A 26,235-nucleotide genomic window follows, 5' to 3' on the forward strand; every position below is an offset into this window, starting at 1 on the left:
CGATGCCCACCGCACCCCAGCGCGACCTGGCCGCCGCCTTCGCCGCGACCGGCCGCAACCACCCCTACCTGGCCTTCACCCTGAACTCGCTCTGCAACCTGGACTGCGTGTTCTGCAAGCCCCGCTGCATGCCGGACTACGGGCACAAGGACCGTCCCCTGACCGCCTCCGACTACGCGGCCATCGCCGCCGAGGCCGGCGCCTGGGGAATCAAGAAGGCGCACTCCTCCGGCGGGGAGCCGACCCTGCGGGCGGACATCCTCGACGTGATCGCGGGCCTCGCCGACGGCCTCGGGCCCGACGCCGCGATCGGCATGACCAGCCACGGCAACCTGCCCCGCGGACTAAGCGTCGAGAAGCTCCACCAGGCCGGCCTGACGTACCTCAACCTCAGCCTCCACAGCCTCGACCCCACCCGGTCCGCCGAGATCATGGGCGGCGGCGACCCGCGCATCACCCGGCGCACCCTCGACACCGCCCTCTCCCTCGGCCTGCGCGTGAAGATCAACTGCGTTCTCCAGCGCACCTACCTGGACGACGCCTTCGCCGTGGCCGAACTCGCCCACGACCTGCCCATCGCCGTCCGGCTGATCGAGCTCCAGAACATCGGCCCCGCCCAGGCGCTCTTCGACACCGAGTTCATCAACGAGGCGGAGGTACGCGACCGCCTCCACGAATGGTTCGCGAACGCCGGCGAGGTACGCAGGGACGAACTCGGCGTCCGCAGCCCCGGGCAGTACCTCCGCCCCGACGGCTGGGCGGGCTCGATCGGCTTCATCTCCAACTCCAGCTGCGCCACCTGCTCCGACGCCAACCGCATCAAGATCACACCCACGGGCGTCGCCCGCCCCTGCATCCTCCACAACCGCGACATCCCCCTGAAGCCCCATCTCGTCGAAGGCACCCTCGGCGACGCCTTCGCCCATCTCTTCCAGGCCATGCTCGACCGCAACACCAACGACGCCTGGCAGGGCTTCCACTACGTCGACTACGACCTGCGCTGGGACAGGATGGAGCGCCCCGAAGGCACCCCGGTCCTGCCTCTGCTCCCCCTCCTCACCACGAACACGGCCCAGCCCGCCTGTGCCCGCGCCTCCGCCGGGGAGCGGTGATGGTCATGGTTGAGGCGCCGCCCCTGTATCCGGGGCTCGGAGCGCTGTACGAACGTGAGCTGGAGACCCATGGCGTCGGGGCGGTGATGCTCACCCACAAGTGGCAGTCGGCCGACCTGCTGGCTCCCCACTCCGACATCGACGTACGGGTCCTCCTCGCCCAGGCTCCGGCGGACTGGGAGGAGTGGAACCACCGCCTGGCCGCAGCACACACCGCTGCGGTCGGCCGGGAGGTATCCCACCGACGTCTCCTGGAGCATCCGCCCGGGTTCGCATTCACCGTGCCCGAGGCGGACGGCCGGTTCGTCTCCGCGCCCGAGCTCGCGACCTGGTCGCTGATCAGCGGGAGCCCACGGGACTTCCAGCGTTGGAAGTCCCGGGCGCAGATGGCGCCGTGGTGCGAGGTCGACGAGCGGTTCTACCGGGGCATCCTCCAGGCCCGGCTGGGCGGTCAGTACCAGCTGGCCGCGGACAGCACCGACAACGTGGTGGAGGACATCGCCGCGTACCGGCGCCACTGCGTGGCCTGGCACTACCTCGCCCCGTGCTGGTTCGCCGCAGCCGCGCTCGCGACACGGACCCGGTGCCCCGGCAAGACGGCCGCGCTCACGCAGTGGCGGCCGGACGGGTTGGACGGGTACGCCGAGTTGTTCCTCGGGCACGCCGAAGACCGCCCCAATGCCCGTCCTCGGAGTCCGCGTCACCTGCTCCGCACGGCCCACGTCGCCCTGGAGGCGGCCATGCGCCGCGTCCCCGACGCGGACCGCTTCGCCGGCCAGGACGAAGAGCACGCCCGTACCGACTGGGTGATGACCGCCGGGATGCTCCGCGTACGCGTCGCCCGCTGGCTGTACTACCTCGAACCGCCGCCCGGCGTGGCGACCGACTACCTGATCCGACGCGAGGCGAAGGAACTCCGAGCCGCCGCACGGACCTTGAACGCGCTCGCGGCGTACGAGAGCACCTCTGCCCAGCGGCTGGCCGCCCGGATGGTGGCACTGATCCCCACCGGCCCGACCACCGCCGGCATCCTGCGCGCGACCCTCGCGCTCTGGCACCGGCAGAAGTCCACCGTGCAGGACTTCCTCAGCCTCACCCCCGCTGACGTCCATCCCTGACACAAGGAGTCCCGCCATGCCCGCGCGTGCGCCCCTGCCCCGTGCCCTGAAGACGGCGAAGATCAAGATCACGACGAAGTGCAACCGGTCCTGCGACTTCTGCATCTTCGCCGACGGCGCCCAGGGCGAGAACATGTCCATGGAGCTGTTCTCCACCATCCTGTCCCGGCTGGAGACCATCCCTTTCCAGCAGCTGCACATCAACGGCGGCGAGCCCACCGTGCACCGGGACTTCCCCGCCCTCAGCGACGCGGCCCGCACCCGCCTGCCGGACAAGGTCATGGTCCTGGGCACGAACGCCATCACGCTGGCCCGCAACAAGCGGATCATGGAGGCCACCCTCCGTTCGTACGACCAGGTCCTCATCGGCTGCGACGACGAGCACGAGAACTACGACGAGGTCCACGCCGTCGTGCCCCGTCTCCGCAAAGCTGGCAAGACGGTGGTCATCAACAGCGTCCTGGAAGGCATCAGTTCCACCCGCCTCACGCAGCTCGCGAGGCTGTGCGACAGACACGGCGCCATCCACGTCACCAACCACGTGCACCACGTCGACGTCGGCCAGCCGGCCAACGAGCTCCGTGGCATCTGCGACCGCTACCTCGACCAACACCTGATGATCGAGATGGACGGTTCCTGCTACCGCTGCTTCAACGCCATGGCGAAGGACGACAGCGAATTCAGCATCTGGGACGAGGACTTCGCGGCCAAGGTGTTCGCGCCCCGAGGCCACCACTTCCGGTTCTGCCTGCGCTGCCACGAGTACACCGACTCCGGCGCCGCCCTCCTCCCCGCCCCGGCCCTCACCGTCTGACCCCAGACCGGAGGTACACCACCATGCCCGCAGTCCTCGGACTGAACTTCCACCACGACACCAGCGCCGCCTTACTCGTCGACGGTCGCCTCTACGCGGCCGAGGAGGAACGCTGGAGCGGCGTCAAGCACAACCACCCCACCCGCAAGGGCACGCTCACCTCCCCGACCCGCGCGCTCCAGTGGTGCCTGGAGGCCGCTGGCCTCGAACCGCAGGACGTCGACGCCGTCTGGGCCGCCTCCATGCGCCCCAACCCCGCCGCCGGCTGGTGGTTGGCCGAGGAGCGAGACGAACTCGCCGCCCTCCTACCCGCCCCGCTTGGCGAACACCTCCGCCTTCTCTCCCACCACACGGCGCACGTGCTCTCCGGCTACCTGCTCTCCGGCCACGACCACGCGGCGGGCCTCGTCATCGACGCCGGCGGCTCCTCTCTCGGCTTCGACTTCGGCCCTGGCCGGGAGCGCATCACCGGGTACGACCTGCAACCCGATCGCATCGACCGCCTCCACCAGGGCATGCCGACCGTCGTCCCCAGCCCGGCCGGACCCCGGCGCGTCCATTCCTCCCTCGGGCACTTCTACCGGAACCTCGCGCGGCGGGTAATCCCGCCCGGCGACGAGCCCGAGGGCAGCATGATGGCGCTCGCGGCTTTCGGCGATCCCCAGCACTACGGAGCGCAGATCCGCGAGCTGATCCGGCTCGGCGACGACGGCGAGGTCCGCATCGACCACCCCTGGGGCTCGGCGGACAGCAGCACACCGCTGCTGCTCGGCGGCCGTGCCTGGACCGCCGACAACGCCGCGGAGCAGCCGGAACACAAGCGGGCCGACCTAGCCGCCGCCGTCCAGGAGGTCTTCGCCGAAGCCGTCGTCCACATCGCCCGCCACCTGCAACGGCTCACCAGGACATCCACGTTGGTGTTCTCGGGTGGGTGCGCCCTGAACTCCCACCTGAACGGCCAGCTGGCCGCCGACAGCGGCTTCGACACCCTCTTCGTGGCCCCAGCCCCGCACGACGCCGGCACCGCCGTCGGCGCCGCGCTCTACGGCTGGCACTACCAGCTCGGGCAGGAGCGCCTCCCGGTGCCGACCGACGCGGCCTGGGGCCCGCACCCGGGCACCCTGCCTGCCACTGCGGTGCCGACCGGGTACCGTGCGCTGACCGACCTCGGCCCGGGTCTGGCGCCCACGGTGGCCATGCTCCTCGCAGGACACCACATCGTCGGCTGGGTGCAGGGACAGCTCGAATTCGGACCGCGAGCCCTCGGCCATCGCTCGATCCTCGCCCACCCCGGCCACGCCGCCACGCGCGACCGGCTCAACGCGATCAAGAAGCGAGCCGCATACCGCCCCTTCGCGCCAGCCGTCCTCGCCGAGCACGCCACGGAGTGGTTCATGTCGGCGGGCGACCCCTTCATGAACCGTGTCGCCCGCGTCCCCCGATGCCGAGCGGGCCGCATCGCCGCGGTCACCCACCACGACGGCACCGCCCGCGTGCAGTCCGTCGCCGCCGACCACCAGGGCCTGCACGAACTCCTGGAGCAGTTCCACGAACGCACCGGACTTCCGCTGCTGCTGAACACCTCCTTCAACCGCAAGGGCACCCCGATCCTGCGGACCGCCGAGCAGGCCGTGGCAGCGGCGGCAGACCTCGGCCTCGACGCCCTGGCGGTCGGGGACACCCTGCTGCTCGCCGACCACGTGCCCGACCCCCATGCCACAACCCTCCGTACGAGGTGAGGCGGATGAACCCCATCGACCTGGACCACGTCCTGACCGTCCTCGGCGCCGCCGCGTGGAGTACGGACGAGCAGTCCCGCGCCCGCGTCGCCGGCACCCTCGCCATCGACGTCTATGACGGCCACACCCGCGACCAGGGCACCCCGTACCTGGAACACCCCCTGGCCATCATCACGCTCTTGAGGACGGAGGTCAGGGTCAGCCACCCCGAGACCCTGCTCCTCGCCCTCCTCCACGACGCCCTGGAGGTGGCCCCCGAATCGGAGGCGCTGCTCGTCCAGCACCTCGGCGGACCGTTCACCTCCCGTCTGCGTGCCATGTCGGCGGACCACCGCCTCGAACAGCGCCCCAAGGCCGCCGGCGACGAAGCCAGCTGGCGCTTCAAGCAGGCCGCACTCCCGTCCGAGGGCCTCCTCGTCCGACTCGCCGACCGCCTCCACAACCTGCGCGACCTCGCCGCCTCGCCCAACGCCGACAGGCGCCGGCGGTTCCTCCAGAGCCTGGAGGACTTCTACCTACCGCTCGCCGACGCCGCCCGCGGCCTCAACCCCCACCTGGCGGCCATGCACACGCTGCTCCACGCCGAGTACGTCCAACACCAACAGGAGGTACGTCCGTGAAGCGCGTCGTCTACTCGATGGCGCCGGTCGGCCGAACTGGCGGCCGGGTCTACTTACGGATGCTCCACGAGGCGACGGCCGACGACGTCGAGTGGCGCACGGTCCCGGACCACAAGCGCACCCACCGCGTCCGCCGCTGGCGCAAGCTCCGCCACCTCGCCCGGCTCGCCCCAACCATCCGGGCACTCGACGTCACCACCGGCACCTTCGTGTGGGACGACCTGAGCTTGCTGCTCTTCACGCCCGAGATGCGGGCCCGCACGGTGTTCCTCCTGCACCACTACGAGCCGTTGCAGCACGACTCCGCTCCCGTAGAGGCCATGCTCTGGGAGCGGCTGTTCCGGGTGCTTCCGCAGTGCGCCGCCGTGGTGTGCGTCGCCCCGTACTGGGCTGACTTCCTCCGGGCCCGAGGCGTCCACAACGTACGGGTGATCTACAACGCCTTCGACATGACGGAGGTCGAGCGGGCCCGCGGCTTCGACCGGACCGAGTGCCGCGCAGAGTTCGGTCTGTCGCCGGACGTGATCGGCGTATACGCGGGCAAGGCCGTGCACTGGAAGGGAACCGAGGAGGTCTCGGCGGCCCTGGCCGGCGACCCCGGGCTGCGGGTGATCACGAGCGGCAGCAACACCATCGGCTTCGACGGCGCCCACTACGACGTGGAGCGCGAGCGGTACCTGCGGCTGCTGTGCGCGTGCGACGTCGGCGTCTTCCTCCCCCGGATGCGGGAGGGCTGGAGCCGTTGCGCGGCGGAGGCCCTGCTGCTCGGCCTGCCCTGCCTGATCCGCCCCGTGGCCGGCCTGGGTGACCTCGCCGCACTGACCGGCCAGCCGGCCCCGGACCTCGGCCGCCTGCCGGCGCAGGTCCGGGAACGCGCGGCGGCGCGCCAGACCGAGGCCAAGGCCGCGTACGAGGCCCTGGCCCGGTTCGATCTGAACTACTTCGGCAACGCCTGGGGCGACCTCCTCGCGAAGGTCGCCTGACCTACGGCTACGCCTGCGCGGCAGCCAGCTTCTTGGCCGCCGCGTCCAGACGGGCCAGCACGCGGTCCCGGCCGAGCAGCTCCATGGACTCGAACAGCGGGAGTCCGATCGTGCGACCGGTGACCGCGACCCGGATGGGCGCCTGGGCCTTGCCCAGCTTGAGGCCGTGCTTCTCGCCGACGGCGAGCAGGACGGCCTTCAGGTCGTCCGCCTTCCACTCGGCGACGGTGGCCAGCTCGGCACGGGCGTCGGACAGGATGTCGCCGGCGCCGGCCTTCATCGCTTTGTTCCACGACGCCTCGTTCTCGACCGGCTCATGGAGGAACAGGAAGTCCACGTAGCTGGTGATCTCCGACAGCAGCGCCAGTCGGGTCTGGGCCAGCGGGGCCGCCACCTCGAAGAGGTCCTTGTCGAACGCCTCCGGGGCCCACGGCGCGTACGGGGCGACGAGCCACGGCGCGCAGGCGTTGGCGAACTGCTCCGGGGACAGCGCGCGGATGTAGTCGCCGTTGAACGCCGTCAGCTTCTTCACGTCGAAGAAGGCCGGCGCGGTGTTGACGTCCTCGATCCGGAAGAGCTGCTCCAGCTCCTCGTACGGCATGATCTCCCGGTCGTCGCCAGGGCCCCAGCCCAGGAGCATGAGGTAGTTCACCATCGCCTCGGGCAGGAAGCCCTCGGCGAGGTAGTCCTCCAGCGCGACCTTGTCGCGGCGCTTGGACAGCTTCTGCCGCTTCTCGTTCACGATCACCGGCAGGTGCGCCCACACCGGCGGCTTGGCGCCGAGCGCCTCCCACAGCAGCTGCTGCTTCGGCGTGTTCGACAGGTGCTCCTCGCCGCGGATGACCTGCGTGATGCCCTCGTCCAGGTCGTCGACGACGTTGGCGATCAGGAAGACCGGGGACCCGTCACCACGGGCGATCACGAAGTCCTCGATCGCGCTGTTCGGGAACGCAGGCTCCCCGCGAACGAGGTCGACCACGACGGTCTCGCCCTCGTCCGGCGTCCGGAACCGCAGTGCCCGGCCCTCCTCGAAGGCCAGCCCACGATCGCGGCAGAACCCGTCGTAGCCGAGGTGGTCCGACCCGGTGCGCTCCTTCAGCTGCTCCCGGGTACAGTCGCAGTAGTACGCTCGGCCGGCCGCGAAGAGCTGCTGGGCAGCCTCGCGGTGCCGGTCGGCGTTGTGGGACTGGAAGTACGGCCCCTCGAAGGCCGCGTCCTCGCCGTGGATGCCGATCGCCGCGAGCGCGTTGATGATCCCGTCGATCCACTCCGGCTTGTTCCGGGCCGCGTCGGTGTCCTCGATCCGCAGGACGAACGTGCCGCCGGACTGTCGCGCCACCGCCCAGTTATAGAGAGCGGACCGTGCACCACCGACATGGAACATGCCGGTCGGGGACGGGGCGAAACGAACGCGAACCGGGGCAGTAGACATGCGCTACAGGGTACCGACGCAGGACGGCCGCCCCGGACCACTCCACCTACCTCCGGACCGTCGTTTTCCAGCCGTCCTCGCCCCCTACTCGTACGTCTCTTTCCACCGCTCCCGGTGCCGCCGGTCCCCTTGTCCCAGGCCGTTCACCGCACCGAGCGACGGCAGCGAGGCCCCGTTGTTTCAGAGCCCGAGGTGATCGCGATGGACGGCGAGGATGTCGTTCTCCGTGGCGAATTTCTCAGCCGGCCCGCTGAAGTACGTGGTGGCCACGAAGATCGCCACGTCGACCTTGAAGTGCACCCTCGCGCCGAGCAGGTCCCGCACCTCCCGGCTGGGGATCTTGCTCTTGGGCGTGTACCGCTTGCACTGGATCACCATGCTCCGCCCGTCGGGAAGGATCCCCAGAACGTCTGCTCCGTTGTCATGCGAGCCACCGACCCTCCGCACGTCGGTGCGCCCATCGCGCCGGCACAGGTCCACGACGAAGTCCTCGAACTCCGTTCCCGTCATCGCGTCGACCTCGGCAAGCGTCCGCTGCCCTGCCCTCACGGCCTCGTCATGCCGCCACTGCCGATCACCGCCCCTGATGAACCGATCGGTGCGCCACGACCACCACCCACCGCCGGAGACGCCACCGAGAACGAGCGCAGCGACGAGATAGGGCCAGATCACGCTCCAGAAGGCCACCACGAGGACGACACTCGCGCCCCCGGCAATGACTCCGCCGCGGAGTCGCCGCTCTCGACGCTCCCGCGCCGCTGTTCCTCGCCGCTTCCGTGCCGCTGCCATGGCGCCCCTCCTCGTCCAGTGCAGCAGTCTCGGGAAGGGTGAGGTGTCCGAGAAGGGCGCAGTTCAGCCAATGGCTGGTCTCGTTGCTTGAGCTCCTCCCTGGTGGATACCGGTAGAGCGCCGACAGGGGCACGACACAATCGGTCGTACGCGTACCGAGCCGCCCAGGGGGAGCACCGTGAACTTGCTGCCGACCGCCACGAGCACCGATGTCCAGGCGCTGCGGCCCCGCGTCGCCGTGCTCCCAGTCGGCTCCTTCGAGCAGCACGGCACGTACCTTCCATTGATCACCGACACGGCGATCGCGTGCGTCATCGCCCAGGAGATCGCCGGCGCCTACCCCGTCCACCTGCTCCCGCCCATCACCATCTCGTGCAGCCACGAGCACGCGGCCTTCCCTGGCACCGTCAGCATCAGCGCCAGGACCCTTTACGTCGTGATCGACGACATCCGCGCCTCCCTCGCCCGCTCTGGCATCCACAAGCTGGTGATCGTCAACGGCCACGGCGGGAACTACGTCCTGTCGAACGTGGTCCAGGAAGCCAACGTCGACGGGCCAGCGGTCTCCCTCTTCCCTCTCGGCCTCGACTGGGACCGTGCCCGTGAGTACGGCGGCCTCGAGTCCGACAGGCACGCGGACATGCATGCCGGCGAGATCGAGACCTCGATCCTGCTCCACGCCGCTCCCGAGCTCGTCCGCGAGGGCTACGACGACGCGGACCACGACAGCCGGCAGCGGCCCTTCCTCCTGGTCCAGGGAATGACCGAGTACACGCGGTCCGGGGTGATCGGCTTCCCCTCGCTCGCCACCGCTGAGAAGGGAAAGGCGGTCCTGGAAAGCCTGCGATCGAGCTTCTCAGCACACCTCGATGTGCTAGCCGAATGAGCTGACACAGGGATGGGGTCATGCCCTGCAGCGCGGCGGCGGGCACGGGGAGCGGCGGCTGACAGCAGCATGCAGCAGGGCGGGCGGGGGCACCACGAACGAGGCACGGGCTACTGAGACGAACACCGGGTTCCGGGTGGCCCTACTCAGACGCCTTCCGAATGGGTCTCTACGGGGAGCATGCGGCTGGCTCCATACCTTTCGAGTCTGGATGGTGGTTGCTCCGGCCCGTCGACTGCGTTTTGCTGGGAGGCATGGCACAGTCCCTCACTCCTCAGGCTCTGGAACAGCAGCGTGAGTTCCGAGGTATGAGCGTGAAGGAGCTGGCCGAAGCCACTGGCGTCTCACCTGCGTCCGTACGTCGCTGGGAGGCCGGGACGCAAGCGGTAAGCGACCGAGCTTTCGGGCGGCTACTGAAGGTGCTGCGCTGTGATGCGCAAGACTTGACTGCGGGCGAACGGGGGACCGAGACGCTGCAGGACCTGCGTCGTCGGGCGGGCATGAGTACCGCAGAGGTCGCTTCGCTGCTTCGCCGTAAACGAGCATCGCAAGGTCTGCACATCAGCGCTGAGAAGATACGTGACCTTGAGCGTGGCCGCCCGGTGCGCGGGCGGACTTGGCTCTCGCCCGAAACCCAAGGCCGAGTGGCACGGATGCTGGCCCAGGTCTACGGAGTTCCTGACCGCGTAGTCACTGATGCCTGGCGCCGCACGCGCCCGAACGACGCGGCCCCCGCGCTTCCAGCTCGTCGACCTCGCAACGCGTCCGAGAGAGCAGTGACAACCTGGTGTGAGCTTAACGAGCGGCAGCGCAGCTACCTGACGTGCATCTTCCATCAGGATCAGGAAGCGGAAGAGGAACAGCGCCAGAGCCGCTATGCAGGGGAGGCCCAGCAGCCCGCTGCAGCGTGGCGACGGCTGACCTTGGCACTCAGTGCGCCAGCCGACCTTGTCGGCTTCACTCGCATCCAGGAGCGACTCCGGGAGGCCGGCATTCACGATCCGGGGACCGGGTCCTCCGTGAGCGCACTGGAGAGGCGGGGCCTGATCACCGTCTACCGGGATCGCCTGTACATCGATGGACTGGGAGATGTTCCGCGTACGCGCGTAGAGATGACTCGGCACGGCAGAGCGGTCGCACGCGCAGCGCTCGGGGTTACGCCCGCTCCAGCACCGCCCGCAGCACTACTGTCGCCGTGGCTGTGGAAAATCGTGGTTCGTGTCGCGCGGGCAGGGAGTCAAGGTGTGGACGGCAGCCTCGCCGGACGGGGACCGCACTACCTTGCCGTGGGTCAGAGCCCCGACGGGCGCACACCCAGCCGCGGCTTCATCGTTCTGCGTCTCCCTGATGGAGCGGACCACGGACCGTACCGCTGGTTCCTCACCGATTCCGGCCGACGCCATATCAAGGACCACATCGATACCTACCAGTCTTTGTATCCAACCGTCGACGTTGATTCGGTCGCAAATATGTTCACCTGACCACCTGATGGAGTGACACCGAGGTCCATTGTCAGTGGGGTGTCGTAGCCTCCCCACCGATGATGCGACACGGAGACACGACCACGGTCCAGCAGACCCATGTCCTGCTGGAAATCGTCAAGGCATTCGCGGTGTGTGAACACGCGGTGGCTGCCGGGGAGCTGACCGGTCCCAGGCGTCTGGACCGCCTCATGGAAGCCCACGGGATTCTGATGGCCGCATGTGGCCCCGGACACCACATCCCCTTCGACGAATTGATGGGCAGACTCACCGGTGAACGGGCGGGGTCCCTCGAGCGGTTGCTACCCGAGTGGATCAACGCTGAGGAGCTCGCCGGTGTACGGCTCTTGGAGAGCGACGGCGTCGCAACCGAGGACGGCTTCGACTTCCGGCACGAGGCTCAGCGTGTCATGCGCGCCGCGGAGAAAGTCGGGAAGTTCAGCGGCCAGGTCACCAAGCCCAAGCTGGATGACGAGTACAGCCAAGAATCCGTCTTCAGCGCGATCAAGGGCCCCTTCTACGAGAGGCACCGCAGGACGCTGGTCGAGAACCCGACCGTGCCGAGGAAGGATCTGGCTACCCTCAACCTGCCTTCCCGGGCGAACGACTTCTACCGCCCCATCGCTCAATACGCGCAGTACAGCGGCTGGTGGTGGCCCTGTCCGGCCTGTCAGTGGCCGATGAAGGTGACGACAGACCGATCCAGCGGGCGTATCCGCGGCCAAGTACGCTGCCTGTACCCCTGGCACGATGAGACAGGCGCGTCATACGAGTTCGTCGTGACCACTCGCCGGAAAACGGCTCCCGAGCTGCACCCGACGTTCGAGTGCCGAGTGCCGTCGGGCCGCTTCGCCTCGCTGTGGACCGGCGCCGTTCCGCTCGTGCCGGAGGCCCGAGCGGTGGAGGATACGGTCGTGCTGGTGCGGCCCGTGTGGCGATACACGGTGGTCCCCGGACTTCCCGAGCTGGCACTGCATCGGGCAGTCTCGGCCAGCCTCGAGGGCACACCCTGGACGTCGCACCTGTGGCCCAACGGGGATCAGTGCGACCTGTGGATGACCCACGCCGACAACGATGAACCCCGGTTCATGGCCGACTTCAAGGACTACACCTGGTCCAACCATCTAGTCAGCAAACTCGACCTGGATGGCGGCGACCGAGGCGGCGCCGAGTATCTGGTGGTGCCCGACCACCGCAGCGAGCAAGTGGACCAGCTCGATGCGGTGTGCCGCAGACACAGGATGAAAGCGGCGATGACCGCGACCGAATACCTGGAGATGGTCATCAACCAGGCCAAGGGGGGCCAGGCATGAGCGGCGACATGACGGGCACGGAGGCCGGCCTCGCCGGCGCACTTGCGCTGGCCGCCCACTACTTCCCACGCAAGGACGATGAGGGACACGTTCTGGCTGGCTTCGAGGAAGCCACGTTCTTCGCGCACCGAAAGCCGCAAGCCTGGTCCGAATGGGCAAACTTGCCCACCACAGAGCGAAACCTCATCCGTCAGGTCATGACCTTGATGGCCCAGGAGTGGACGGATCCGAAGAAGCTCCGGACCTCGGTGCTCGCCATGCTCGGAGCCCTGTCATCAGAACCGGACATCGCCGACCGCTCCGGAGGCTCGCTGCGTTTGCCGCCCGGAGATCCACACCTGGCGGACGCAGCGATCCCGCGGATGGGAGGTGACTATCTCGGCTTCGTGCAACGCGTCACCGGCCCCTTCTTCACCTTCGGCAAGCGCCCCAAGGCCCAGGCGTTCGCCGGCCCGGGAAAGCTGAAGACGAGGACTGCCTACCTGGGCCCGGAGCACGGCACGACCAGCAGGGAGATCTTCATCCCGGCCACACCCGACTTTCGGGAAGCACCCGGGCATGAGTTCCTGCCTCAGGTACACACTCGGCCGCCGCGTGACCGGGTCGCACCGACCGTGGAGCAGCTGTTGGAGGTCGCCAAGACGCTCAGCGGGCAGGACAAGAGCGTCCGCTACCTGCACAAGGTGCTCAAGAGGTTCTTCAAGAGTATGAAGACGACGACGGGCGCGATGACCGAACTCGACCTGACTGCCGGCGATCTGCAGCTGCTCAACGCTCCCACGGGAAGCGGCAAGACCGTCCTGGTGAGGGTTCTGGCCTCATGGGCTGCTCTGAACGACCGGCGCATCGCTCTCGCCGTCACAGACGTCCGGGCCACCTTGGAGATGGCCTGGGACATCAATAACGACCTGGCCTATCTCCACAAGATCAAGCGGCTCGTCGAGCCCACTCACTGCACGCCGTTGATGTCCCCGTCAAGCATGCACCGGCGCGCCATGGACTATGCAGCCCTGGGCACCTCAACCCAGATCGACGAGTGGGACCGTCGTGCCAGGACGGACATCGGCCTTCTGTCGACCGGATGCGCGCAGCGGGCGCTGATGGACCCGCCCACCCTGTACCCCTACGGGGAAGAGAACTGCACCTCGCTGACCTCTGAGGCCACTGGCTCCAACCGGCTGACCTGCCCGTTCGCACCGACGTGCGGCAAATTTCAGCAGTTCTACCGGGCCACCAACGCGGCCGTCATCGTCACCAACCACGCGAACCTGCTCGAAGGGCGCACTCGCATCGGTGTCGTGCTGGACGGGCAGGAGTTCCGCGGTCAGGCGCGCGGCACCCGGGGCATGAGCGTCCTGGAGATGACCCTGCGCGCCTGCGATGCCCTGGTGATCGACGAGATCGACGCCTTCCAGACAGCAGCGATCAGCCGTTGCACTTCGGAAATCACTCTCGCCTCCCGAAAGAGGACGACCGCACTGCGGGAGATCGACTCCGACGCGAAGAACCTTCCCGTTGTCCACGAGATGGGGCTCGTCTCACCGGTCAGCCATGCCCGCCTCATGGCCGAGATGCTGCTGCTGTGGCTCTGCTCCGGACGTGGGCTGAAGCTGAATCCCGGCAACGAAACGGACGGCCCCGACGGTGCCGGCCGCGACAACACCGGCTGGCGTCTGGCCCACTCACGGGACCGCGAGATCCTCCAGATCCTCTTCCCCGAGGCGACTGCGGCCGAGGACATCCCGCCCGAGCTGTTCGCCTTCCTCAACGAGATCATGCCCGCCCGCTGGTACGGCTCCGAGCCGGACGAGGAAGAGTTCGACCTCCCCGAAGGTGCGGACTGGGACGCCGTGCAGACCGCCCTGATGACGCTCACAGCGCAGCGCGGTCAGGACCATCTCACGGACACCCGCGACGAGATGCGCAAGCTTCTCCTCGGACTCGTGCCCGACGCGCACCGGCAGGCCGCTGTGATCAACCTGCTGGTCACCCGGACGGTGCTGCGCGAACTCGACGGCGCCCTCGACGAACTGCGCGCGCAGGCACAGACCCTGCGTTACCTGGACCTGGGCTCGGTCCGCAAGATCCTTGAGACCATGCGCAGCAGCACGGTGGCCACCCTGTACCCCTTGGCGATGCTGGGCCGCTCCATCCACGGCTACCAGGTCAAAGGCATGGACAACAAGGAGAAGGAAGCCGAGCTCCTCTCCCGGTCGTTCGGAGGCGATCCGCATACGTTCGTTTCCGAACCCGGCGGCCTCACCTCGCTGTTGACTGCCGGCGTGCAGCGTCCCGTCATGGGACTGTCGGCCACGGCCTACTTGCCGCAGGCCGTGCAAGAGCACATCCACGCCCCGGTGCGATGGTGGCTGCCCGATACACGCCCCGAATCCATCGTCACCCTCGCAACCCCTGTACGCAGTGGCGCCGGAGACGCGATGCGTATCGGTGGTCTGCCACCGGAACTGAAGCCCAACGCCCTGCGAGATCTAGGGCGGGGTCTTTACGAGCAGCAGCTCGCCCGACGCCTGACCCACCTGGAGAAACGGGAGCCGGAGCGAGCACGTGTCATTCTCACCGTCAACTCCTACGAGCAGGCCGCCCACCTCGCTTCCGGAGTGGCGCAAGCCGACGGTCTGAACCACCGAGTCTGCCTGCTCGTGAAGAAGGCAGAGAAACAGAACTACGAGGAGCACCTGCCTCCTCACGTGGACAGGATGGTCCGCGAGGAACTGAAGGACTTCCCCGAACGCGGGGAGATCCTGATCGCCCCCCTCGCTGTCATCGGACGAGGTCTGAACATCGTCGTGGGCACACGCTCCGCAGTCCGCGACATCTACCTCTGTGTCCGGCCCGTCCTCAGCATCGAGGACACCGACTGGCTGCACGCGAGCGTCAACGCCGCCGGCGTCAACACCCTCCCCGTCGGCGGCAGCGACGCCCCGCTGGCCGAGTTGCGCCGCGCCGGGGAAGCCTCCTGGAAACAACTCTCCAAGATCCTCCGCTCCCCGGCCCGGTTCTCCAACATGGACCACGACCTGCGCAAGGAACTCGTCGCAGGAATGCTCGTCCTGCTCATTCAGCTCGCCGGACGAGCCCGCCGCGGCGAAACCGACATGACCCTGCACATCGTGGACCACGCCATCCACGACCAGAAGTTCAGCTCCGATCTGGCCACGATCATCAAGCAGATCTATGCCGACTGGAACCCCGAGCAGCGCGCGATCATGAATGAGCTCTACGGTCAAGCACTTCAGGCATTTCTCACCTACGCAGGACTCGATCGCGAGATGCTCTGAACGACCTACATCTGCCCCCGCCCTCCCTTGGTGCAGGCGGGGCTGCCTTCCCTGCCAGGGAGAAGAGCCGAGAGAAGAGGTAAGACCGTCCATGGGGCGTCGCAGCACGCAGCGGGATCTCACCGCACACACCACATCGATCAAGTGCACCCCACAGCTCCTGGACGGCATGACCGCCCTGGTCTGGGACTTCGGTGACTACCACTCGCCGACGCGCAGCGCCTGGCGCGACCTGGGCAGCACGGCTAACCGCAACAGCAAGCGGATCGCAGGCGTACAGGACTCCGACCCCTTCCTGATTCCGTACTCCATCGCGGTCACCGTTCTCCAGCAGATCACCGACGGGTACGTGTACCTGGACAGAAACCTGGCGTTCATGGTGACGCTCAGCCCTGTGGAACCCGGCGTCCTCAAGAACGTCTTCACCTACCTGGAAGGGATCGTCCGCAAGATCCTTCTCGACGAGATCCCGTTCATGGACGAGCCCGCCCTTGCGAAACTGGTGGCCGGCGTCACGCCGCAGTCGCTCAGCCTTGCCGAGAACATCCTCGCCCAGCAGGACGGCAGGCCAGCCAGCCCTGACAGCTGGGCCTATCAGGCGGTGAAGTGGCATATCGCGAAGAAGCTGGCCGCTGAACCCCTCTTGGACACGGAAGTGGAACCGATCCGTGAGCCGTACGAGACGAAGGACGGCGTGATAAAGGAACGCATCGTCGACTGGCAGCCGTCCACCAACACCGCGGCCGTGTACTACCGACCCGACAGCGACGGCGACCTGATCGCATGGGACCACCCCATCGGCCCGCTGTTCGCCTCTCTGGCCCACCCGGTCAACCTCAGTGAAGCTGCCACCGCCCGTCCCAAGGGCCCCACGCGGGCGCAAGTCCAGTACGCCATGTCCCGCGTCTCGGTGAAGATGGCCACCTACACCGCCGAGCCCAACCCCGTCCTGAACCTGAACGCACACATCCGCCGCGTCAACAACACCGTGGTCCACGCGCGCACTGCCTTGCTCGATCAAGGGACGCAGCGTCCCCTGCTGTCCCTCTCTCTGGACGGATGGGGCCTGCGCCAGGCGAACAAGCACGCGTTGGAGATCCTGGCGAAACTCGACGCCGACCGGACAGCGCTCACGGCACTGGAGGAACGTGTTGCCGACGAACGCCACCGCCTGAACCTCAGGGACGAAGACGGCAAGAGGATCGACATCCTCACACCCACGCCCGGCACCATCCGGCCGACCATGCCCCAAACGGACTCCTTCGCCGTCGGTACCGGCGCCGGCATCTACCAGCTCTCTCTTCTCCAGGACCAGATCCGGCGCGCCTTCGGCGACACCGTGTCTCTGCTCGAGCTGAAGTCGAAGGGGAACGTCTTCGGCAAGCGGTCCCACGAACCCGCCACCTCGACGCAGGAGAAGGAGAAGAAGAAGCGAAAGAGCGACGGGGATTACGTCGACCTCATCGGCAATCCCTCGCCCGACAGCATCCGGCGCTCCATCGAAGCAGCCGGCTACACCAAACTCCGCATCCTGTGTCTCTGGTACCGGGACGAGACCCTCACGCGCATGATCCATGGTCTCGCCCACCCCTACAGCCTCGATCCGGAACGCATCGACCCCGACCCCAACGGAAAGGACACCACGCCTCTCGCGGAGGGCATCGAGGCAGTCTTCTGCAACGCCGAGGCTCTGCTGAAGCACGGCACTGGAAAGGAGAGGGCCTCGGACGCCGAGGCCCTCATCAGCCAGTTCGCGGAACCGGGCGTGCTGCTCGCGGCCTGGTGCGAGACGGAGCTCCCCGTCCGCGGGGAAGAGCACGAAGGCATGAAGCCCGCCGAAGTGAAGTCCGCCCTTGCCGAGAGTGACGCCAAACACCAGGTAGTACGGGAGCTCGCAAAGGCCGCAGTGCCGTCTCAGTTCTTGGTCGGCCGCGCCTACGACCCGTTCACCAAGACGTTCAGCACCGTCAAGAAGCCCGCGGCGGCGTTCGAAGACCACCGCGTCTACATGGGCCAGCTGGACTTGTACCGATCGTGCGGCGTGATCGACGACCGGTTCGAGCGTGCTCTCTACCCTGAAGACGACCCCTATCCGTTGCCCCGCATGGCCTTTGTCGGCATCCATATCCGCAAGCAGGCCACCGATCGCAAGTACAAGGGACAGCCCAAGAGGATCATCACCGCCACCGCGGTGATCCCGTCCCGCAAGCCCGGCGAGCCCTGGCGCATGCTCGGCTGGAGCAACATCCACCCGCAGTGGGAGCACTACGCGCGGGCGCAGAGCAATTTCCATGCCTCCAACTACCCTCTGCACACGCAGGACGGCCAAGGCGAAATGCAGCGTTGGGCACAGGCCGGCGAGGACGTCCGTACCGCCCTCCAAGACCTCAGCGACGAGCTCGATGGGCTCCCGTACGCCCTGATGATCGACGGCCACGCCAGCCGCCGCGTGTGGCCGGGCCTGCATAACAACAAGCAGGGCCTCGCCCCGGACTCGGACGACCCGCGCCTGTGGCTTCCGGGGAGCGGCCTGCCCGCTTCCTGGAACCCCGTCAGCATCATCCGCATGAATTGCGCGCAGGCCGAGATGCCGCGACTCGTATCCGTCACCGAGAAGCTGAAGAACGGCACCACCAAGCCGCTCAAGACCTCCAGCGACCTCTACTACCCGGAAGAGCGTCCCGAAGGGCATCCCTGGTTCCTGTTCACCGAGCCCCGCAACTACGGTAAGAAGCGCCACGGACAGTGGAAGACCCGCTGGCGCGCGGATCCGGGCAAGGCGTCAAAGAACGCTGACGAGCGCAAGGAAAACGAACTCAACTCCCCCTGGTACAGCATGACCACGCGCGAGATCACTCCGATGTACACACGCAGCGGGTACGAGCGCGAGGTCCTCGCCGTCGCCGCAGCCCGACTCAGCCACCAGGCACTCTCATGGTCCGACCGAACCCGCTACCCCGCGCCACTTCACGCCGCACTGCAGATGGACCTTGGCCACCCCCAGTTCCGACGCTCCGAACCAAAGGACCAAGAGAGCATCGACATCCTCAAGGAAGCCTGCGGCACCGACGCCTAATCCGGTGTCGACCCAGCCGTCGAGACCGTGATCGCGAAATGACCATGCTGAATGGGAACTGCTCCATGGACGCTGGCAGAGCGGTGCAAGCGCTTCAAGGACCGGGCCGACAGGGCTCATCTGCTGGTCCTGGCACGTCGCCAGGTCCAGCAGATGCTCGTCAACGCCCGGTGATGCGCGGGAGCGCCTTCTTCCGCATGGGGCCGGCGGCGACACCGACGCGGCCTTCGATCCGACGGACTGTCTCAACCGGGGTGTCGTCATCGAGCGGAATGACGTACACGGTTGTCCAGTCGAGAGTTCTCTTCACGCCTCTGAGGTGCTGGGCAATGCGTAGAGAGATACCGACGGTGGTTGAGCCGACGTAGAGGATCTTTCCTGACCAGGCACACACGACGTAAACCGCCTTGCGGGGTCGGACCGGGATGTCGGCTGCACACGGGTAAGGGCCGAAAGGCCCGTCGTGATGCAGGTGGTCCCCGGCATACGCAGCGAGGGACGCGAGTCGCTGCGCCCTCATGAAGCGGTCTCTACGGTGTCGGAGTCCTCGTCCTCCCATGCCTCGACGGCGCCGTCAGGGTCCTCCAGGAACTCCGCTACCCAACTGTCGTCACGCCGGGTCGTGGCGCGACCGCCCTTGCGGTTTCGGCGCTTCCAGGTTCGGCCCCAGAAGACCAGATCCTCGGTAGCGTCGTCCAGGATGCCCTTCCACTCGGTGACGTGGTTCAGGTCGACACCGACCGTTTCGACGTGATCGGCTCCATCTGCAGCCTTCACCGCCCGCAGGGCGGCCATGGCTTCCTCGATGCTCCGCACGGCAGCTCCGAGAACTGCAGCGGCGTCGCGCAGGGCGTCATCCGGAGTGTTCGTCGAAGAGGGACGCGTCGGCGAACCGGCCTTGGGGAACGTCGAGCGCAGATAGACGTCGTTGAGGGTCTGGTCCTGTGCCCGGTCCTCGGTGAGGCGGATGGAGCCGTCCTCGTTCACAGCCCGGAGGCCGCGGCGCCCATCGTTGTGGTCAACGATGGCTCGATGAAGCTGGTGGATCCCAAGACGCGACGAGAGCATCGTGTCGATGACCTCGCCGGGCCGCCGACGATCGTCCGCATTCGGATTGTTGTTCGTACCGCGGTCAGCCCACAGGGACAGCGTCGCGATAAGGGGGTAGGCAGCTCGTGCGGCGAGTTCCAGACGCGACCCTCCGGGGGTACCTGCGGGATCGTCCTCGAACTCGTCCAGAGCGTCAGCCAGCACGTCATCGGCGGAACGGTGCGTAGGGTTGAAGTGGTTGTCGCGCACCGACACGAATCCGTGTTGCATGTAGCGGCGGATGCGGTCTGGGCTGGTGCCCTCACCCGCCACCGACCTCACGATGAGTGCCACGGCCAGCTTGACTCGGAAGTTCTTCGTGATCCGCTTGCGTGTCGACTGGCGGGTTACAGCACCGCGAATCGCGTCACGCACAGCCTGGTCATCACGCGTGAACAGGGCGATGATCTCCGCTGCCCGGATTGCCGGGTCAGTGGGCAGGTGTGCCTTCTCCGCCTCTGAACGGCTGATCGCACCAGCGAGCCACCGACGACGCATGCGCGTGAGGATGCGCCGGTCCTCCATGACGGTCAGCGCCTCATCTGCGAGCGATTCCAGTTCGGGTCCCTCGCCCCACTCCTTCGGGGCGTCGACGTGACGGAGAGCCACCAGGGACTTCACCGCCGACGAGAACCGGTCAGGGCCGCCCGGCAGGGGCTTGTATCCCACCAGGATCAGAGCCGGCATCGTTTCGCAACGCAGCGCCTCAGACTGCTTGACCGTAGGCCCTTGCTCGAGGGCGGTGTTCAGTTCCTTGATCTTGGACCGCATGAAGGCGTCAGCCTCTGCCTTCACCACCATGTCGACGCTGTTGCCATCGCCCAGAATGTCGTGTGCGGCGGTGGTACGCGACGAGCCTTCGGCAGTGGTCACCGCCCAAAGATCAGGGATGTCCTCGGCGGTGTGGACGTAGCGGTTGGCAACCAGCCACACCTCGGTGAGCACTCCCTGGTTGCGGATCGAGTACCGCCAGTCGTTCGCGTCCAGCACCGCCCGTGCCGCGAGCGCCGAAGCCCACGTCATGTGCTCGGCCGACTCGATCGTGACTTCGAGGTGCGGCGTGGTACCGGTGCTGGTGGGGTCATCGACTGGGGCGAACCGCGACTCCTCGTCGGTTCCCGGTTCCACCGCCACCGGGTGTCGCCTGGCGTCGCCGATGCGAGGGTTTCGAATGTCTGGCAGCGTACGGCGCGTCCACACGCGCGCACGGACTGCCAGAAGGATGCCTCCGGTGATCGCGAGCTCAGTGGGGATCTCGATCGAGCGGCGAAGCTCGGCTGGGTCCACGACGGCGTTGGCGATGGAGAAGGCTGCGTCTGGATGGATACCGAAAGCGTCGACGAGCTTCTCGGCCGCCTTACGGCGGGCGGCGATCGGCGCAAGCTCAGGAAGCTTGTTCACCGGCCGCGGCGGAACGTGGTCGTGAATCGCGGATGTCTCTTCGAAGATCGCGGTCATGATTGGTCGCCCTCCTGGGCGTACTCAGGCACGCCGAAAGGGCACGGAACGAAGAACCACAGACGTCCGCATACTCCCGGGGTGCCACACGGATGTGGACCATGCCCGGGAAGTCAGACAGCAACCGCCGTCAGGCGCATCCCCTCAGATTTGATCAGAGCAAGCCCTGACGTGATCTTCGGCGGCAACATGGCGCTCGACAGGGCCCGCGGCGTGAGGAAGCATGCCTCCACGTTGCCTACCCCGAGGTGACCTCGGAGCGACCCTGCTTCGCTTCATGCGTCGCAGGCGACTGGGACGCTACCACATGGCTGTCAACTAGCGTGGCTTGAAACGGAATCGCTCGCCCGACGGGTTCCAACCGTCTCGCAGTGATCACCAGCGGCCGGGGCAGCCTGGTCTCAGTTCTGGTCTCATTCACTCCCGTCCGTGCCCGTCCGAACGGGGCCACCTCGAACGCTCCGCCGCAGGTCAGGACCCCTACGGCCCGCTCCGGACCCCCGTACGAACATTTGGAAAGCGTGTTGGGGGCAACCCCTCACGAGTTCGAATCTCGTATCCTCCGCCAGTGCCTCACCGGGCACGATGTCGAAGGGCCCCACCGCTTGCGGTGGGGCCCTTCGTCGTGCGTGGTCTCAGTTCCCAACGCGGAGGGCTGCGGTCCTGGGCGGACGGGCTGGGTCGCCCACCCCGTCGAACACGGTGTTGGGTGCCGAACCCCGATCTCTTTGAGCAGCCCACCAAGGCAGCGCAGCCCGACGCCCCCGGCGTATGCACCGACAGGTCCGGCTGGGCTAGATCCGGGCCAGGAGAGTCCGCGCCACGAAGACCCATCCGACCAGGTCAAGCGAAAGCAGCATGGGCCGGACCGGCTCCGCCAGTCTGCCCAGTCGTACACGAGTTCTTGCAGATGAGGGTCACTGACACCGGTCCACCCGTTATAGGCGGAACCTTCCTTGTCGGCCATGCGAACCAGCAGCCTCAGACTCTCCTCCAGCAGCTCAGGGCTACCGTCGAAAAGTGTCTGGCGCATTCCGGCGTCGCGGGTGATGGCAGCCAGTGCAGGTTCGGTGCGTTGCGTCATGTACCGGGCGAAATTGGTATAGAAGTTGCGGGTCGCGGCCTTCCCCGCTTCCCCCATAACGACCAGCGCGCCAAGCGCATCGAACTGGCACAAACTGTCGAGCACGGCATCGTCGTCAGGTGAGGTGTCAGGGTGAAGGGTCGGCACTTCGCGGACGGTGTTGTGGGCTGCCGCGATCAGGCCCGAGCTGTGCGTGGCACCGGAGGCGAGCAGGCCAGCCCGCCACCACCTCACGTCCGTCGGCTGAACCCCCGCGCCACCTACGCGAAGCGTTCACGCGACCGTACACGCGGCTCTCGCGCACACCCACCGCCGTGGACCGCTCGCAGCGCACACGCTCACCGCGAAACCGCAGGTCAAACGATCACGCGAGCATCCACGCCGTACACGCGCCCAAGCGATCACGCGCGGGGCCCCCTTTAGAAGGGGGCCCGCGTGAACGCCCCCCGCGTGAACGCCCTTCTCTTCCACCACTTCCCTCCCAGAGAGGACCCCGTATGCCCCCTGCCCACACCACGCTCCTGAGCGCCGAAGACGCCGCCACGGCGCTCCTGCCAGCCTGGGCGACCTCCCCCGCATTGACAGCGGTGCTGCTCGCAGCGCTCGTGCTTCTCGCCTTGTTCGCCGCATGGCTGATCCGCCAGCAGCGCCGACAGCCGCCCGGTGCCAGCCGGTGGCGCGGCATCGCCGCTGTGCAGGTAGCCGCGGTGGCCGCGGTCGGCTGCACCGCCTACAGCGCGGACACCAGCTGGCGGTTCGCCGACGACCCCATCCCCCGCCACACCACCGTCGGCCAGGGCAGCGAACCACTCCAGCCGTCGGCCCTGACCCAGGGAAGCGGGCGCAACATAGCCGACGATCGTCGGTTAGCCCAACCGGCGATTCTCCAGACCATTGATGCACCCCAACCGATTCACGAGGAGCACCACACCCGTATGGCCAATCCCGACATCAACCCCTACGTCTTCGCCCTTCTCTGCGACTCGGACTTCAAACGCCAAGACGACACCCGCACATGGTCCCACCGCGACGGACGCCCGTTCAGCAAGGAGGAACAGGCCCTCACCGGCAGGGCAACCCTCGCCGAATTCGAAGAGCTGAGTGCGCAGCTCACGCGGTACCGGAAATACACGCAGGCAATACACGACGCCCCGGAAATCATGAACCGATTCCTTGCCCCGTTCATGAATCAGCTCACTGAAAAGAACCTCGGCAACGCCGTCGGGCTCATGAGCAAGGACGAACGGGCCGAGTTCGATCGACTGTTCGCCCTCGCGAACGAACGGGTGCGTCCCTTCACCGCCAACACCTTCTGACGAAGGCCGCGTCACTCATTGACCAAGGCGAAGAGATGGCCTGGCCGGAGTGCTTCCCGGCCCCGGCGATCGGTGCCAGGAAGGATCAAATGAGCACCATCTCTCAGCGGCGCCCACGAGCTGGACACAGCATCCAGCACTGACACGGGCCCGCCCCGGTAACCGCCCGCCACACACAGAAGCTGTCTGAGCAGCGCGAAGCCGGGCCTCCCGAACGGGAGGCCCGGCTTCATAGCGCGGGAGTACTGCTCAGCTGGCAGGGGCACCCAGGAGCCGGTCCCGTGTGCTCTCCGGCAGCACCCGGCGTAGAACCGGTGCGGTGGAGCTGAGCGAGGAAGCGAATGCGGCAACAAGGCCGTGCGGCACGCTGGCACTGAACGACGCGGCCCACAAGTACGAGGCACCCATGCCGAGCTCAGCCCACGCCTGCCAGCCCGTCGCACCTGGCTCTTCCGCCTCGGCAGTCAGAGCGCGGGGGTCGGAGTCCTGGATGAGGGGCGGCACCTTGCCGAGACTGAGGCGGGAAGTGAAGGTGGGGTGCATCGCCACCGAGTCGGGCTGGTCGACGTCGCGGAGCCAGCCATGCTCCGCGACAACGTCCATAAGGAGCTCGGGACCCATGAGCGCCGTGGAGGGCTGGTCGCGGGCGTCGAGCGCGAGGAGATAGTCGCAGAGGACCTCACCCGGGATGCCGGGGATGAAGTAGGCCGACCACCGCGCAAGCGGGCTGTCTGGGTGCTCGCGGGCGGAAATCTGCCAGGCGATCGGCAGATCGCCCAGGTGGAACGGCTCATCCGGCAGCACCCATTGGGCCCACCGGAGGGTGTCGGGGCTGATGTGAAGGACGGTGCTGCGCACGACCTGCCGATCCTCAGTCCCGGCACCCCACACGCTGGCGGCCAGGCTGATTCCCGACTCCTGGGCTCTCGATCAGGGCCACCGTGTGGCGTTTCTTGATTGCGGGGGCGTCCGCGGTGTCCGTATCCTTCGGGCAACGCGTCGATGGAGACGAGTAGCCAGGGATCACGTGAGTTGAGAGAGCCGCCGGTAGCTGGAAAGGCGGTCTCGCGCCCCGAGGCGAAGACCCTCCTGAGCGCGGGGAGGAACGACCCCGCCTGGTGGTCCGATGCCCCGCCGGTCGGCCCCCGTCATCGGGCCCGAATGAGGCCGTCACCTGGTGGCGGCGAAAGTGCGGTGGTACCGCGAGTTGCCCTTCTCGCCCGCACTCCCAAGGGATCATGACGACGTCCTTCGGAGGACCGAAATGATCCACAGCCGCGTACACGTCTCCGACCTGCGAGAGCACGTCGGCCGTACCGTCTCCGTCTGCGGATGGGTGAACACCCTCCGCCTGCAGAGCAAGATGCAGTTCGTCATCGTGCGCGACAGCACCGGCATGGTGCAGGTCACCCATAAGCGCGACGATGGGCCCCTGGAAGCCCAGCTCGAAGCCCTCACCACTGAGTCCGCCGTCCGCGTCACCGGCCGGGTCGTCGACGCCGCCCAGGTGAAGCTCGGTGGCCTGGAGATCGTCCCCGAGACGGTCGAGGTCTTGAACGTGGCCGCCACACCGCTGCCGATCGACGAGCACACCGGCCTGGAACAGCGACTGGACTGGCGATTCCTGGACGTACGCCGCCGTCCCGCCACCCAGCTGATGTTCGCTGTGCAGACCACCCTGGAGCAGGGGATGCGCGAGTACGCCTATGCGCAGGGCGCCACCGAGATGCACACCCCCAAGCTCATGGGCACCGCCTCGGAGTCCGGCGCGGAGGTCTTCAAGCTCGGATACTTCGACCGCAGCGCCTACCTGGCGCAGTCGCCGCAGTTCTACAAGCAGATGGCGATCTCGGCCGGCATCGACAAGGTCTTCGAAATCGGGCCGGTCTTCCGTGCCGAGCCGTCGTTCACCTCCCGGCACGCCACCGAGTTCACCGGCGTCGACGTGGAGCTGGCCTGGGTCGACGGGGTCGAGGACGTGATGGCGTTCGAGGAGCAGATGCTCGCCCACGCGATCGCCAAGGTCGCTGACGCGCACGGTGAGGCGATCGCCGAGCACTTCGGCGTCGAGGTCACCGTCCCCACCATGCCCTTCCCCCGCGTCACCATGGCCGAGGCGCACGAGATCCTGCGCAAGGGCGGCTGGGACCCGGAGGGAGTCAAGGAGGACCTGGACCCGGAGGGCGAGCGGAGTATCTCGGCTCACATCAAGGAGGCCACCGGGCACGAGTTCGTGTTCATCACGCACTACCCGGTGAGTATCCGGCCCTTCTACCACATGCGGCCGGCTGACGACCCGAGCGTGACCTTGAGCTTTGACCTGCTGTGGAAGGGGCTGGAGGTCACCACGGGCGCCCAGCGTGAGCACCGGTACGACGTGCTGCTGAAGCAGGCCGCCGAGAAGGGCATGAGCCCCGAGCCGCTGCAGGACTACCTGAACGCTTTCCGGTACGGGTGCCCGCCGCACGGCGGACTCGGCATGGGACTGGGGCGGGTGCTGATGGTGATGCTCGGCCTGGACTCGATTCGCGAGGCGACCTTCCTCTTCCGCGGACCGAACCGGCTCACCCCGTAACTGGCCGTGGGTTGCGTCCCACGACACGGGCGAGTGCCTCGTGTCGTGGGA

General features: G+C 67.4%; 18 protein-coding genes and 1 pseudogene. 14 read left to right on the forward strand and 5 right to left on the reverse strand.

Features of this window, described 5'->3' with window-relative positions:
* Positions 1-2 precede the first annotated feature (2 nt).
* From AC5P1B_RS21540 to AC5P1B_RS21565, 6 genes are read left to right on the forward strand one after another with little or no spacing between them, the layout of a single operon-like run.
* Positions 3-1,112, forward strand: coding sequence for a radical SAM protein (locus tag AC5P1B_RS21540; protein ID WP_493888954.1), 1,110 nt, complete (start codon positions 3-5; stop codon positions 1,110-1,112).
* A complete protein-coding gene (locus AC5P1B_RS21545) occupies positions 1,112-2,230 on the forward strand; it encodes a hypothetical protein (RefSeq protein ID WP_493888955.1) in 1,119 nt (372 codons plus the stop codon). Before AC5P1B_RS21540 ends, AC5P1B_RS21545 begins: the two co-directional genes overlap by 1 nt.
* A gap of 16 nt (positions 2,231-2,246) precedes the next feature.
* Entirely contained in the window at positions 2,247-3,044 is a 798-nt protein-coding gene (locus AC5P1B_RS21550; protein WP_493888956.1) for a radical SAM protein, read from the forward strand.
* A gap of 23 nt (positions 3,045-3,067) precedes the next feature.
* Positions 3,068-4,783 carry a carbamoyltransferase C-terminal domain-containing protein gene (locus AC5P1B_RS21555; protein WP_493888957.1) on the forward strand — a complete coding sequence of 572 codons (1,716 nt, stop codon included), beginning with the start codon at positions 3,068-3,070 and terminating at the stop codon, positions 4,781-4,783.
* 5 nt (positions 4,784-4,788) lie between these two features.
* Positions 4,789-5,403, forward strand: coding sequence for an HD domain-containing protein (locus tag AC5P1B_RS21560; protein WP_493888958.1), 615 nt, complete (start codon positions 4,789-4,791; stop codon positions 5,401-5,403).
* Entirely contained in the window at positions 5,400-6,386 is a 987-nt protein-coding gene (locus AC5P1B_RS21565) for a glycosyltransferase (RefSeq protein ID WP_493888959.1), read from the forward strand. Before AC5P1B_RS21560 ends, AC5P1B_RS21565 begins: the two co-directional genes overlap by 4 nt.
* Before the next feature lie 7 nt (positions 6,387-6,393).
* On the opposite strand, the gene gltX is transcribed toward AC5P1B_RS21565, so the two are convergent.
* Positions 6,394-7,770 carry a glutamate--tRNA ligase gene (gene gltX, locus AC5P1B_RS21570; protein WP_493889008.1) on the reverse strand — a complete coding sequence of 459 codons (1,377 nt, stop codon included), beginning with the start codon at positions 7,768-7,770 and terminating at the stop codon, positions 6,394-6,396.
* 228 nt (positions 7,771-7,998) lie between these two features.
* Positions 7,999-8,607, reverse strand: a complete 609-nt coding sequence (locus tag AC5P1B_RS21575; protein ID WP_493888960.1) for a restriction endonuclease — start codon at positions 8,605-8,607, stop codon at positions 7,999-8,001.
* A 178-nt stretch (positions 8,608-8,785) separates the two neighbouring features.
* On the opposite strand from AC5P1B_RS21575, the gene AC5P1B_RS21580 reads away from it, so the two are divergent.
* The 6 genes from AC5P1B_RS21580 (at position 8,786) to AC5P1B_RS21605 (ending at position 18,836) form a co-directional block, all read left to right on the forward strand.
* Complete coding sequence (locus tag AC5P1B_RS21580; protein WP_493888961.1) at positions 8,786-9,493, forward strand: creatininase family protein; 708 nt, start codon at positions 8,786-8,788, stop codon at positions 9,491-9,493.
* Positions 9,494-9,747: 254 nt separating this feature from the next.
* Entirely contained in the window at positions 9,748-10,974 is a 1,227-nt protein-coding gene (locus AC5P1B_RS21585) for a helix-turn-helix domain-containing protein (RefSeq protein ID WP_493888962.1), read from the forward strand.
* Between the two features lie 59 nt (positions 10,975-11,033).
* Positions 11,034-12,287, forward strand: coding sequence for a restriction endonuclease-related protein (locus AC5P1B_RS21590; RefSeq protein WP_493888963.1), 1,254 nt, complete (start codon positions 11,034-11,036; stop codon positions 12,285-12,287).
* Positions 12,284-15,586, forward strand: coding sequence for a hypothetical protein (locus AC5P1B_RS21595; protein WP_493888964.1), 3,303 nt, complete (start codon positions 12,284-12,286; stop codon positions 15,584-15,586). Before AC5P1B_RS21590 ends, AC5P1B_RS21595 begins: the two co-directional genes overlap by 4 nt.
* Before the next feature lie 169 nt (positions 15,587-15,755).
* Positions 15,756-18,662, forward strand: coding sequence for an RNaseH domain-containing protein (locus AC5P1B_RS21600; RefSeq protein WP_493888965.1), 2,907 nt, complete (start codon positions 15,756-15,758; stop codon positions 18,660-18,662).
* Positions 18,663-18,713: 51 nt separating this feature from the next.
* On the forward strand, positions 18,714-18,836 hold the full coding sequence (locus AC5P1B_RS21605; protein ID WP_493888966.1) for a hypothetical protein: 123 nt from the start codon (positions 18,714-18,716) through the stop codon (positions 18,834-18,836).
* Here AC5P1B_RS21605 and AC5P1B_RS21610 read toward each other — a convergent pair.
* Both AC5P1B_RS21610 and AC5P1B_RS21615 read right to left on the reverse strand, forming a co-directional pair.
* Positions 18,823-19,182: a GIY-YIG nuclease family protein gene (locus AC5P1B_RS21610; RefSeq protein ID WP_493888967.1), complete on the reverse strand. Its 360-nt coding sequence runs from the start codon at positions 19,180-19,182 to the stop codon at positions 18,823-18,825. The genes AC5P1B_RS21605 and AC5P1B_RS21610 overlap by 14 nt on opposite strands.
* The gene (locus AC5P1B_RS21615; RefSeq protein WP_493888968.1) at positions 19,179-21,209 is read right to left on the reverse strand and encodes a hypothetical protein; all 2,031 of its coding nucleotides are present in this window, start codon (positions 21,207-21,209) and stop codon (positions 19,179-19,181) included. The genes AC5P1B_RS21610 and AC5P1B_RS21615 overlap by 4 nt, the downstream gene beginning before the upstream one ends.
* Positions 21,210-22,790: 1,581 nt before the next feature.
* Between AC5P1B_RS21615 and AC5P1B_RS21620 the strand changes: the two genes are divergently transcribed.
* On the forward strand, positions 22,791-23,609 hold the full coding sequence (locus AC5P1B_RS21620) for a hypothetical protein (protein WP_493888969.1): 819 nt from the start codon (positions 22,791-22,793) through the stop codon (positions 23,607-23,609).
* Between the two features lie 249 nt (positions 23,610-23,858).
* On the opposite strand, the pseudogene AC5P1B_RS21625 reads toward AC5P1B_RS21620, so the two are convergent.
* A pseudogene (locus tag AC5P1B_RS21625) lies at positions 23,859-24,482 on the reverse strand (SPDY domain-containing protein); the annotation flags it as partial.
* 391 nt (positions 24,483-24,873) lie between these two features.
* Here AC5P1B_RS21625 and aspS point away from each other — a divergent pair.
* On the forward strand, positions 24,874-26,184 hold the full coding sequence (gene aspS / locus AC5P1B_RS21630; protein WP_493888970.1) for an aspartate--tRNA(Asn) ligase: 1,311 nt from the start codon (positions 24,874-24,876) through the stop codon (positions 26,182-26,184).
* Positions 26,185-26,235: the final 51 nt, after the last annotated feature.

The organism is Streptomyces sp. A01, from assembly GCF_059026195.1.

What these genes read in the sequence shown, in the direction of transcription:
- AC5P1B_RS21600 (WP_493888965.1), top strand. Translation starts at nt 15,756, where the DNA reads ATGACCGCCCTGGTCTGGGACTTCGGTGACTACCACTCGCCGACGCGC.
- AC5P1B_RS21560 (WP_493888958.1), top strand. Translation starts at nt 4,789, where the DNA reads ATGAACCCCATCGACCTGGACCACGTCCTGACCGTCCTCGGCGCCGCC.
- AC5P1B_RS21540 (WP_493888954.1), top strand. Translation starts at nt 3, where the DNA reads ATGCCCACCGCACCCCAGCGCGACCTGGCCGCCGCCTTCGCCGCGACC.
- AC5P1B_RS21595 (WP_493888964.1), top strand. Translation starts at nt 12,284, where the DNA reads ATGAGCGGCGACATGACGGGCACGGAGGCCGGCCTCGCCGGCGCACTT.
- aspS (WP_493888970.1), top strand. Translation starts at nt 24,874, where the DNA reads ATGATCCACAGCCGCGTACACGTCTCCGACCTGCGAGAGCACGTCGGC.
- AC5P1B_RS21555 (WP_493888957.1), top strand. Translation starts at nt 3,068, where the DNA reads ATGCCCGCAGTCCTCGGACTGAACTTCCACCACGACACCAGCGCCGCC.
- AC5P1B_RS21550 (WP_493888956.1), top strand. Translation starts at nt 2,247, where the DNA reads ATGCCCGCGCGTGCGCCCCTGCCCCGTGCCCTGAAGACGGCGAAGATC.
- AC5P1B_RS21615 (WP_493888968.1), bottom strand. Translation starts at nt 21,209, where the DNA reads ATGACCGCGATCTTCGAAGAGACATCCGCGATTCACGACCACGTTCCG.
- gltX (WP_493889008.1), bottom strand. Translation starts at nt 7,770, where the DNA reads ATGTTCCATGTCGGTGGTGCACGGTCCGCTCTCTATAACTGGGCGGTG.
- AC5P1B_RS21585 (WP_493888962.1), top strand. Translation starts at nt 9,748, where the DNA reads ATGGCACAGTCCCTCACTCCTCAGGCTCTGGAACAGCAGCGTGAGTTC.
- AC5P1B_RS21610 (WP_493888967.1), bottom strand. Translation starts at nt 19,182, where the DNA reads ATGAGGGCGCAGCGACTCGCGTCCCTCGCTGCGTATGCCGGGGACCAC.
- AC5P1B_RS21545 (WP_493888955.1), top strand. Translation starts at nt 1,112, where the DNA reads ATGGTCATGGTTGAGGCGCCGCCCCTGTATCCGGGGCTCGGAGCGCTG.
- AC5P1B_RS21605 (WP_493888966.1), top strand. Translation starts at nt 18,714, where the DNA reads ATGGGAACTGCTCCATGGACGCTGGCAGAGCGGTGCAAGCGCTTCAAG.
- AC5P1B_RS21620 (WP_493888969.1), top strand. Translation starts at nt 22,791, where the DNA reads ATGCCCCCTGCCCACACCACGCTCCTGAGCGCCGAAGACGCCGCCACG.
- AC5P1B_RS21575 (WP_493888960.1), bottom strand. Translation starts at nt 8,607, where the DNA reads ATGGCAGCGGCACGGAAGCGGCGAGGAACAGCGGCGCGGGAGCGTCGA.
- AC5P1B_RS21590 (WP_493888963.1), top strand. Translation starts at nt 11,034, where the DNA reads ATGATGCGACACGGAGACACGACCACGGTCCAGCAGACCCATGTCCTG.